This window comes from bacterium (assembly GCA_030654305.1).
Taxonomy (GTDB): Bacteria; Krumholzibacteriota; Krumholzibacteriia; order LZORAL124-64-63; family LZORAL124-64-63; genus PNOJ01.
In genome coordinates this window covers 1-9,223 of sequence record JAURXS010000355.1, presented here as the reverse complement: position 1 = coordinate 9,223, position 9,223 = coordinate 1, and the positions used below count along the sequence as shown (strand labels likewise).

The 9,223-nt window shown below is 71.2% G+C and carries 11 protein-coding genes and 1 tRNA gene; all 12 read right to left on the bottom strand.

Annotated elements, in window-relative coordinates; translation table 11 throughout:
* The coding region (locus tag Q7W29_10235; protein MDO9172197.1) for an ABC transporter substrate-binding protein at positions 1-1,353 on the bottom strand (1,353 nt) is incomplete at its 3' end.
* Between the two features lie 131 nt (positions 1,354-1,484).
* Positions 1,485-2,732, bottom strand: a complete 1,248-nt coding sequence (locus tag Q7W29_10230; GenBank protein MDO9172196.1) for a peptidyl-prolyl cis-trans isomerase — start codon at positions 2,730-2,732, stop codon at positions 1,485-1,487.
* Between the two features lie 209 nt (positions 2,733-2,941).
* Positions 2,942-3,391, bottom strand: a complete 450-nt coding sequence (gene rplI, locus Q7W29_10225) for a 50S ribosomal protein L9 (GenBank protein MDO9172195.1) — start codon at positions 3,389-3,391, stop codon at positions 2,942-2,944.
* Positions 3,392-3,482: 91 nt separating this feature from the next.
* Positions 3,483-3,737, bottom strand: a complete 255-nt coding sequence (gene rpsR, locus Q7W29_10220) for a 30S ribosomal protein S18 (protein MDO9172194.1) — start codon at positions 3,735-3,737, stop codon at positions 3,483-3,485.
* A gap of 54 nt (positions 3,738-3,791) precedes the next feature.
* Positions 3,792-4,196 carry a 30S ribosomal protein S6 gene (gene rpsF, locus Q7W29_10215; protein MDO9172193.1) on the bottom strand — a complete coding sequence of 135 codons (405 nt, stop codon included), beginning with the start codon at positions 4,194-4,196 and terminating at the stop codon, positions 3,792-3,794.
* A 231-nt stretch (positions 4,197-4,427) separates the two neighbouring features.
* Entirely contained in the window at positions 4,428-5,135 is a 708-nt protein-coding gene (locus Q7W29_10210) for an aminoacyl-tRNA hydrolase (GenBank protein MDO9172192.1), read from the bottom strand.
* 101 nt (positions 5,136-5,236) lie between these two features.
* Positions 5,237-5,875 carry a 50S ribosomal protein L25 gene (locus Q7W29_10205; GenBank protein MDO9172191.1) on the bottom strand — a complete coding sequence of 213 codons (639 nt, stop codon included), beginning with the start codon at positions 5,873-5,875 and terminating at the stop codon, positions 5,237-5,239.
* 206 nt (positions 5,876-6,081) lie between these two features.
* Positions 6,082-7,014 carry a ribose-phosphate pyrophosphokinase gene (locus Q7W29_10200; GenBank protein ID MDO9172190.1) on the bottom strand — a complete coding sequence of 311 codons (933 nt, stop codon included), beginning with the start codon at positions 7,012-7,014 and terminating at the stop codon, positions 6,082-6,084.
* A 121-nt stretch (positions 7,015-7,135) separates the two neighbouring features.
* Positions 7,136-7,210 (bottom strand) — tRNA-Gln (locus Q7W29_10195).
* 13 nt (positions 7,211-7,223) lie between these two features.
* Positions 7,224-7,547 (bottom strand): septation regulator SpoVG, encoded by a 324-nt coding sequence (spoVG, locus tag Q7W29_10190; protein ID MDO9172189.1) that lies wholly within the window; start codon positions 7,545-7,547, stop codon positions 7,224-7,226.
* A gap of 37 nt (positions 7,548-7,584) precedes the next feature.
* Complete coding sequence (ispE, locus tag Q7W29_10185) at positions 7,585-8,484, bottom strand: 4-(cytidine 5'-diphospho)-2-C-methyl-D-erythritol kinase (GenBank protein ID MDO9172188.1); 900 nt, start codon at positions 8,482-8,484, stop codon at positions 7,585-7,587.
* A gap of 40 nt (positions 8,485-8,524) precedes the next feature.
* Positions 8,525-9,223: hypothetical protein (locus tag Q7W29_10180; protein MDO9172187.1), on the bottom strand; the 699-nt coding region annotated here is incomplete at its 5' end.

Genomic DNA, 9,223 nt, shown 5'->3' with positions numbered 1-9,223 from the left:
CCGCGGCAGGTCAGCCGGCACGTAGACGGCTTGCGGACCGGCCGCGGCGAGGCCGCGCACGAGTTCCGCGGCGGCGGCGGGGTCGGCCGGGATGGCCTCGGCGGCGACCAGGGTCCCGCCGTGCTCGATCGCCTCGGTCGCGAACAGTTCGTAGAGCCGCAGCCCGGCAGGGTCGTCCGGATACAGCACCGCCACGCGCGGGAGGTGCTGCGACTCGACCGCGAAGCGGGCCGCCAGCCGCGCCTCGGCGCCGCCGTCGTCCCCGGTGGCGAACACCCACGGCCCCAGGTCCTCGAGCGCGGGCTCGGTGGGCGTGGGCGAGACCAGCGGCAGCCCCGCTTCCCCGGCGACCAGCGCTGCGGCCACCGTCGGGGAAGCCAGCAGGGCGCCGATCAGGGCGATCGGGGGCTTCTCGGCCAACAGCCGTCGCGCGGCGAGCGCGGTCGCGACCGGGTCGATCCCCGAGTCGTGTACGGTCAAGGTGTACTGGCGCCAGCCGCGCCGTCCCGCCTCGTCGCGCGCGAGGCGCACCCCGTCGTAGTAGGCGTTGCCCAGGACGGTGTGCCGGCCGGTCAACGGGCAGAGCACGGCCACGTGCTGCGGGTCGATGCCGGCGGGGCCGGGCCGCAGCGGACGCTCGGCCAGCACCGCCGCCTCGGGGTCGCCCAGCAGGGCCTCGGCCTTCGACGTCCAGGCGTCGGCGGGGGCTTCGCCGCGCAGGACGGCCACGGCGTCGCGCGCCTCGCCGTCGCGGCGTTCGGCCAGCAGCTTGCCGGTCCAGAGGTAGCCCAGCAGCGGGCGGGTGCCGGAACCAGGGTGGGCGGCGCGCAGGGCGCCGAGGGTGTCGGCGGGCAAGGCGGCGGCCGTGGTGGACAGCCGCGACCCCGCGTCCTCGCGGGCGGACGCCGTGTCGGCGTGATCGTAGAGCAGGACGAGAGCTTCGGCGGCGCGGGGGGCGTCCCCGGCCTCCAGCAGGAGTTCGGCCCGCAGGTCCAGGAGCGCGGCCGCTCCCGGCGCGTCGGGGCGTGACGCCAGGAACTCGCCCGTCAGCTTGAGGGCTTCGCCCGGATCGTGCAGGCGGCGCGCGGACAGGGCGGCCAGCCGCGTCGCTTCGTCCAGGCGCGAAAAACCCTGGTAGCGGTCGATCAGCTCGTGCCCCAGCGAGAGGGCGGCGCGGTCGTTGCCGAGGCCGTGCTCCTCCTGCTGGCGCGCGAACAGTCGCCCGGCCAGATCGCGCTCGGCGCTCGAGAGGGAACGACCGGTGCGGTCGGCGCCGCCCCCGCCGGCGCAGGCGCCCGCCACGATCACCAGGCACCAGACCAGGATCCGACCCCAGCGACGACTGTGCTCCATCACGTCATGCCTCCCGGCGAGGGCCGCGGCCGCGCCGCGCGCGCGGCTCCGTTGCCGCTGCGGCGCAGTCATAACACAGCGGGGGAGCGCTGGCAACGCTCCCCCGCCGTCCTTCGTCCGCCGCCCGCCGTTCAGCGGGGCTGCGTGCTCAGCTCCTGGATGGAGCGAGGCGCCTTGAAGTCGACCTTGCCCAGATTGTCCAGCATGAACTGGGCCTGCTCCCGGACCTCGCTCTGCGGGTAGAGGTCGATCGTCTGCTGCAGGTAGCGCCGGCACCGGTACATGTCGCCGGTGGCGTCGAGGTACAGGTTGGCCTTCATGAACAGCGCCATCGGCGCTTCCTTGCTTTCCGGGTAGTCCTCGAGCAGCGTGTCGTAGAGCTCCAGCTTGCGCTCGAATTTCGCGGCGAGCATGGCGAGCTTCAGCAGCTCCGCGGCGGAGCGGCCGCTGCCGGGGCGGTACTCGCCGAAGTACTCGACGGGCGCCTGCTTCAGGCTGGTCGCCAGGAACTCGTCCTTGGCCGCCTGCTGGAGCCCGGGCATGAGCTGGTCGACGATGCGGGTCTTCACCTCGGCGAGCGAGAGGGTCCGCGCCGGCTGCCGCTCCAGGATCTCGACGATGTGCCAGTGGCTGCCGATCTTCGTGGGCGGGTGCAGGCCGAAGTCCCAGTCGAAGACGACCTCGCTGAACTCCCTGCCGTACGACAGAGCGCCGATGTACCCGCCGCGGTTGAACCAGCCCAGCAGGCCCTCGTCCTTGATCGACAGCGGGTTGCGCGACATCTCGGCCACGATGGCGGGGAACGCCCGCGCCTTGCCCTCGGCCTGCAGGCGGGCCCAGGCGGCGTCGGCCTCGGCCTTCGTGTTGCACTGGATGTGGCGGGCCCGCACCGTGGCCGCGACCTGGTAGTAGATCGCCTTGTTGAGCTCGTACTCCTGCTGGATCTGTTCCGGCGTCGGCTCCAGGTCCTTCCAGAGCACCTTTTCCTTGTAGGCGTCGATCAGCGTCGAGCGCCGCTGGGTGATCAGCTGCTGCACGACGTCCGGATGCTTCATCGCGTCGGAGGTGAGCGCCCCCTGCGCCAGCAGCAGCTCCCCGATCACCAGCCGCAACAACTGCCGGCGCTCGGCCGGGTCGGCGTACTGCGCCTTGAGGTCGTCGGGCATCTCCTTCAACCTGAGGTCGAGGTCCTTCTGCGTGATCTCGACGCCTCCCACGCGGGCGACGACCGGCGAGGTGTCCTTCTGCCCGTTGCCGAACAGGTCGCCTTTCGCGGAGACGCCCGGGGACGAGTTGCCGCTGCAGGACGCCAGCGTCAGCGCGGTCGCCGCCAGCAGGGCGACACCGGCGGCGCGGCGCAGGATCGGAGGAGTGGTCATGGTCGCTGCTCCCGTTCTGTTGCGTGGCCATCGTTCAGGGCGGGGCGGCCGTGCCCGTCACCGCGTGGCGGTCGGTCCCGACCGCTACGGACAAGGGGGCCGGCAGCGCATGCCCCGGCCCCCCGCCTCGATGATTCAGGCTCCGTCGGTGCGATCGGGCAGGGACGGTTCCCGCATGCTCGTCCTCACCTGGCTGGGCCGCTCGGCCGTCAGGATTCCGCCTTCACCACCCAGACCTTGATCGGGACCTCGACCTCGGCGTGGAGCCGCAGCGGGACCGTGTAAACCCCGAGCTGCTTGATCGGTTCCTCGAGCTGGATCTGCTTGTGGTCGACCTCGAGGCCTTGGGCGGCCAGGGCCTGCGCGATCTCGCGCTCGCCGACCGAGCCGTAGAGGCGCTCCTCCTCGGAGGCCTGCACGGCGATCGTGCAGGACACGTCGGCGAAGCCGGCCGCCAGCTCCTGGGCCGCGCGACGGGCCTTGGCGGAGCGCTGGTCGTCCCAGCGCGCGTCCTCGGCGAGGCGGCGTCGGTTGCTGTCGTCGGCGACGACGGCGATACCGCGCGGGACCAGGTAGTTGCGCGCGTAGCCGCGCGCCACGTTCACGGTCTCGCCGGCTTCGCCGAGGTTGTCGGCTTTCTTGATCAGGATGACGTCCATGGCAATGTCTCTCTCTCGCTGACTCGTTCCCGCTGACTCGATTCTCGCTGACTCGTTCTCGTTGCCGGGGCGGCCGCCGCCGGCGACGGGCCTAGCGGAAGTATTCCTTCACGAACGGGACCAGGGCGATCTGACGCGACCGCTTCACCGCCGCCGCCAGCATGCGCTGGTGCTTGGGGCAGGTCCCCGTGTTGCGGCGCGGCGAGATCTTGCCGCGCTCCGTGGTCATCTTGCGCATGAGGTCCACGTCCTTGTAGTCGATGGCGACGTAGCCCTCCGTGCAGAAGAAGCACTTCTTCTTCTTCGGCGGACGCTTCTTCTTTTCCTTCACCGGTCGCTTGGCCATGCGTCACTCTCCTTGCTCGGGGCCGGCTCCTGGCCGGCCGCGGTGGCGATCGTCTCAGTCGTCCGCCGTCTCGGTCTCCTGGCTCTCGACGGCGGCGAAGCGGGGGGAACGGGAGGTCGCCGCAGAGGCGATCCGGCGCTTCTCGGCCATGCTGACCTCGTTGCGCTCCTTCCACTCCTCGTCCACGACGATCAGGTGACGCAGGATCTTGTGGTCGAGCCGGAACTCCGTGTCCATCGGCGCGATGGCGTCGCCGCCGCACCGGAACCGCAGGTGCATGTAGTTCCCGCGGGTCTCGTGCTGGATCTGGTAGGCCAGCTGGCGCACGCCCCAGTGGTTGCGCTCGGTGATGACGCCCCCGTGCTGCTCGACGAACGCCTGGACCTTCGCCACGCGCGCCTCGAGCTCGACCTCGGGCTCGTCGGCCTGCAACACGAAGATGATCTCATACTTCTTCAACGCTTGGACCTCCCCTCGGACTGACGGCCCGAAATCGCTCCGCCGGGGACCGGGAACCGGTCCGAGGCGGTGTTCCGGGCAGGGTTGGATCGCGCGGACTGGCCGCGCCCTGTGCTGTGGCGTCCGGATCCCGGCCTGCGGGCAAGGACGCCGTCGGTCGCCGAAACGACCGGCCGCCAATGATAACCGCTCCGCCCCCCCGACGCAAGCCCGTGAAAGCGCGCAGCGGGATCAGGCGCGACCGCCCCGGCGGTTGTGACGGCCGGCGGCGGTCTCGAGCCCGTGCTCCAGCCAGGTCAACAGGACCTCGCAGGCGTCCTGGACCAGATCCTCGGCGGCGGCCCGTTCCGCGGCGCTGAACTCCGCGAGGACGTAATCCGCCCATTCCGGCGGCGGGATGCCCGTTTCGCTGCCGTCCACGCCCAGCCGCAGCCGGGGGAACCGCGTGCCGCCGAGGGCCCGCCCCAGCGACTCCAGACCACGGTGGCCGCCGTCGCTGCCGCCCGCGCGCAGGCGCAACGACCCCCAGGGCAGCGCGATGTCGTCGCAGACCGCCAAGGGCGGCGGGACCATGGGCGAGGGCGGCGGGAACATGGGCGAGGGCGGCGGGAATGCGGACAGGGGCGGTCCGGGCGCCGTCTCCCCGGCCCCCGGTTCCCCTGCCGACTCCGGCGGCGGGGCTTCGGCTTGCAGCGACCAGCCTTCGGCGCGGGCCCTGGCCGCCAGCGCCTCGCCGCTGCGGTTCATGTAGAGCACCGGCTTGACCAGGACGACCTCGCCCGCCCCGAGCCTGCCCGCCGCCGTCGCGCAACCGTCGCGCACGGGTCCGAAGCGCAGCCGCGCGCGGGCGGCCAGGGCATCCAGCACGAGGAAGCCGAGATTGTGCCGCGTCCAGGCGTAGCGTTCGCCGGGATTGCCCAGGCCCACGACCAGTTGCAAGTCCGACCCCCTTCAGGCGCGCGGCGGGGCCGCAACGCGAACGGCGAGGCGGCCGCAGCCGCCCCGCCGTGATCCCGCACCGGCGCGTCGGCCGGAAGCGCCTACTTCGCGTCGTCCTTCTTCTCGGGAACGACGGCGGCCTCGCCCTCGGTGGGCGCCGCGACGGCCTCGATGAAGGTGTGGGTGTTCAGCTTGAGGATGATCTCGTCGGCGTCGGTGAGGATCCGGCCCTTCTCCAGGACGAGGTTCCGCACGGTCAGCTTGTCGCCGATCTTCAGCTCGGTGTAGTCGACGTCCAGGTGCGCGGGCACGTCGCGCGGCAGGCATTCGATCTCGACGGTGCGCCGCACCACGTCCACGATGGCATCGCCAGCGCGCACCAGCTTGTTCATCTCGCCGTGGATGTTCAGGCCGACCTCGAGGGTCAGCGGGACGTCCAGCGGGATCTCCAGCAGGTCGCAGTGGTAGACCATGTCGCTCACCGGGTGCTGCTGCAGGTCGCGCATCACGGCCACGAAGGACTCGCCGGTGCCCTCGACCTTCAGGGAGAACATGAGGTTCTGGCCGCCGTGCGTGTCGAGGATGCGCTCGAACTGGACGGTATCGAACTCCAGGTTGCTCGCCTGCTCGCGGTTGTTGCCGTAGACCACGGCGGGCGTGCGGCCGGACGCGCGCGTCCGGCGGTTCGCGTTCTTGCCGGAGGTCGTCCGGGGATAGACGGTCATGTCGATCAGAGCCATGGCAGCAGCCTCCACCAGATGTCGTGTGCGTCGTCGGCCGTCGGCACCGGGTGCCGCGGCCCATCCCCGGGGGACACGCCGGAACGCCCGGCCGCGCGGCTTTCGCCTGCGCGCCGCGGTCCGGCACGGGGTCGGCGGTCATTCCGCCTCAAAGACCGCCAAATAAAGCATTTTTCCGGGGGATTGTCAAGGACCGGGACCGGGCGTCAGACGAACAGCTTGCTGACGGTCTTTTCCAGGTGGATCCGCTCGATGGCGTCGGCCAGCAGGCCGGAGAGGTCCAGGACCTTCACCTTGGGACACTCGGCCCCCCGGCTGAAGGGCAGCGTGTTGCTCACCACGACCTCGGACACGCTCGAGGCCGCCAGGCGCTCGAGGGCCTGCCCCGAGAAGATCGGGTGCGTGGCGCAGGCCGTGACCGACGCGGCGCCGTTCTGCACGCAGACGTCGGCCGCCTGGGTGATGGTGCCGGCGGTGTCGATCATGTCGTCGAAGATGATGACGTCCATCCCGCGCACGTCGCCGATGAAGTTCATCACCACCGCCTCGTTGGGGCGCGGCCGCCGCTTGTCGATGACCGACAGCGGCGCCTCGAGGCGCTTGGCGAAGGAGCGGGCCATCTTGATGCTGCCGACGTCGGGCGCCACCACGGCGAGGTTCTCGCGCGAACGGTCCTTGAAGTGCTCGAGCAGGACCGGCGCCGAGTAGAGGTGGTCCAGCGGGATGTCGAAGAAGCCCTGGATCTGGGGGGCGTGCAGGTCGATGGTCAGCACGCGGTCCGCCCCCGCGGTGGTGATCAGGTTGGCCATCAAACGGGCCCCGATCGGCACGCGCGGCTGGTCCTTGCGGTCCTGGCGCGCGTAACCGAAGTACGGCAGCACCGCGGTCACCCGCCGGCAGGAAGCCCGCCGCACCGCGTCGATGAGCAGCAGCAGCTCCATCATGTTCTCGGCCGGCGGCTGCGTGGGCTGGATGATGAACACGTCGGTGCCGCGGATGTTCTCCTTGATCTTGATGTTGATCTCCCCGTCGGAGAAGCGCGCGACCTCGACGCTGAGCAGGGACTTCTCGAGGTGGGCGGCGATCTGCTCCCCCATCCCGCGGTGGGCGTTGCCGCTGATCAGCACGAGCTCGTTCATGGACGGGGGTCCTTTCGAGGGGCGGGGGCGCGGGACGGACGGCCGGGACGCCGTGAACGCGGCGCAAGGATAGGGCAAGGGGCGGGCGCGGTAAACAGGGAATCGGGGGCGCGGGGGGGGATGGCTGGGGCGGCAGGATTCGAACCTGCGAATGCAAGGACCAAAGCCTTGTGTCTTGCCACTTGACGACGCCCCAGCGAGTCGAACCTCTAGAAGCTCTCCTCGAGGGCGGAGTCCTCGTGGCGGCCGGAGAGGATGGGCACTTCGCCCCGTTCGGCGCGCTGGAGCTCCTGCTTGTACGCGGCGATGATCAGGTTCTCCATCCACTCGCGGGTGGACATGTTGATGGGGTGCGCGATGTCCTGGAAGGTCCCGTCCTTGCGGCGGCGGTTCGGCATCGCGACGAACATGCCAGTCGCGCCCTCGATGATCTTCAGGCCGCGCACGACAAAGCTGTTGTCCAGGGTGATGCTCGCGAAACCGCGCAGCTTCTCGTCGTCCCTCAGGGTGATCCTGATCTCCGTGATTTCCAAGACAGCACCTCTCCGTGGTGGCTCGTCCGGCGCGGGCTCATTCGCGGTCGGCGTCGTCCCTGACGCGCACACCGCCAGGCCAGGGGTCGACGTCCCAGGCATTCCACCCGGGCTGCACGGCCTCCTGCCGGGCCAACTCCCGCCGGCGTCCGTCGCCGTAGACGGCGAAGACCGCCGAACCGCTGCCGCACATCAGGGCCACGGTTGCGTTCTCTCGCAACGACTGCACGAGTCGCTGCAGGGCGGGTTGCGTGGGCAGGACGACATCTTCCAGACGATTCGCCCCGAACCAGGAACCCGTTGGAAAACGGGCGATTAGGGCCTCAACGGTACGGATGTTAACCTTGGGGCTGCGCAATGTCAATCCCATATTCAAGCCCGCATAGACGTCCGAAGTCCGCAACGCGATGTCCGGCTTCACGATCAGGAATTTGCCCTTGGTGATGGCCGGCAGCGCCTGCAGGTCGGTGCCGCGGCCGCGCGCCACCTGGGTCCCCCCCCTGATGAAGAACGGCACGTCGGAACCCAGTTCGGCTCCCAACTCCTCGAGCCGTTCGGGCGACAGGCCGGTTCCGTACAGACGGTTGCAGGCGACCAGGACCGCCGCGGCGTCGCTGCTGCCCCCGCCTAGTCCCGCTTCGGCGGGGATGCGCTTGATCAGCTTCAGCCCGAGTTCGCCGCCGAGCCCGCAGGTCCGGCAGAACAGTTCGGCCGCCTGCCAGGCCAGATTCAGGGAGGATTCGGGCGCGGTGCCGAAGGGCTCGACCGACAGGGAGATCCGGGGCGGCCCGCCGGCGCCGCGATCGCGAAGATCGACCCGGACCTCGTCGCAGAGCGAGACGGTCTGCAGGATCGTCTCGATCTCATGGTAGCCGTCCGCGCGGGCGCGCAGGACCTCGAGGTGGAGGTTGACCTTGGCCGGTGCCGCGACCGTCACGGCACGGCAGGCGGACTTGTCTTCGGGATGCGATCGGTGCTCATGCATCGGCGGCGACCTCCCATGCCGGGTCGCGACCTGCCGCGACGTCGTCGCCCAGGGCGTGCCAGGGCGTCCTTGCCGCGGCGGCGCGACGATTGCCCGACGCGACGATCCGGCGGACCCATCCCCAGCGGCGTTCGGGCCGCCACGGGCGCGGCACCGCGTCGGAGCGGGTCTGCCCGTCGAGGTCCCCGACCAGGGTGCTTCCGTCCGCGTCCCACCGCCAACCGGCGGTGCGCGCGGCGCGCAGCAGCGGCATCGTCCCGGGATCCCAGCCCAGGCAACGCGCCGTCCACGCGTCGAGGGCGAGCGGGTCGCGCCCCGCCAGCAGCCGGTTGCGCATCACGGCGCGCCCGTCGGGCGCCGCGGCCACGGTGAGGTCCACCAGCAGCCACGGTCCTTCGACGGCCGCGCGGCGGGCCCGGTCCAGCAGCGCTTGCGGCGACTTCACGGCGGCCGCGAGCTCGTCCGCGCCGGCCCCAGCCAGCGCCGCGACGCAGGCGCAGGCGCCCAGCCGCGGGTGCAGAGCGCCGGCGACCGCCAGCAGCGGCGGCCCGTCCCCCGGCGGGCAGGCCGCCGTCAGGGCGGCGAGCGTCCAGTTAGGCACGCCACCTGTCGGGTGGGGGCCCACCGCGCGCGCGGCCGACACGCCACACGGGCCGGCTCCGGTGGTTCGTCCGGCGAGCGCCAGCACCCG

Excerpts from the sequence above, each read along its gene's own strand:
- Q7W29_10205 (MDO9172191.1), bottom strand. The coding sequence starts at position 5,875 with ATGGCTCTGATCGACATGACCGTCTATCCCCGGACGACCTCCGGCAAG.
- rplI (MDO9172195.1), bottom strand. The coding sequence starts at position 3,391 with ATGGACGTCATCCTGATCAAGAAAGCCGACAACCTCGGCGAAGCCGGC.
- Q7W29_10200 (MDO9172190.1), bottom strand. The coding sequence starts at position 7,014 with ATGAACGAGCTCGTGCTGATCAGCGGCAACGCCCACCGCGGGATGGGG.
- Q7W29_10230 (MDO9172196.1), bottom strand. The coding sequence starts at position 2,732 with ATGACCACTCCTCCGATCCTGCGCCGCGCCGCCGGTGTCGCCCTGCTG.
- rpsR (MDO9172194.1), bottom strand. The coding sequence starts at position 3,737 with ATGGCCAAGCGACCGGTGAAGGAAAAGAAGAAGCGTCCGCCGAAGAAG.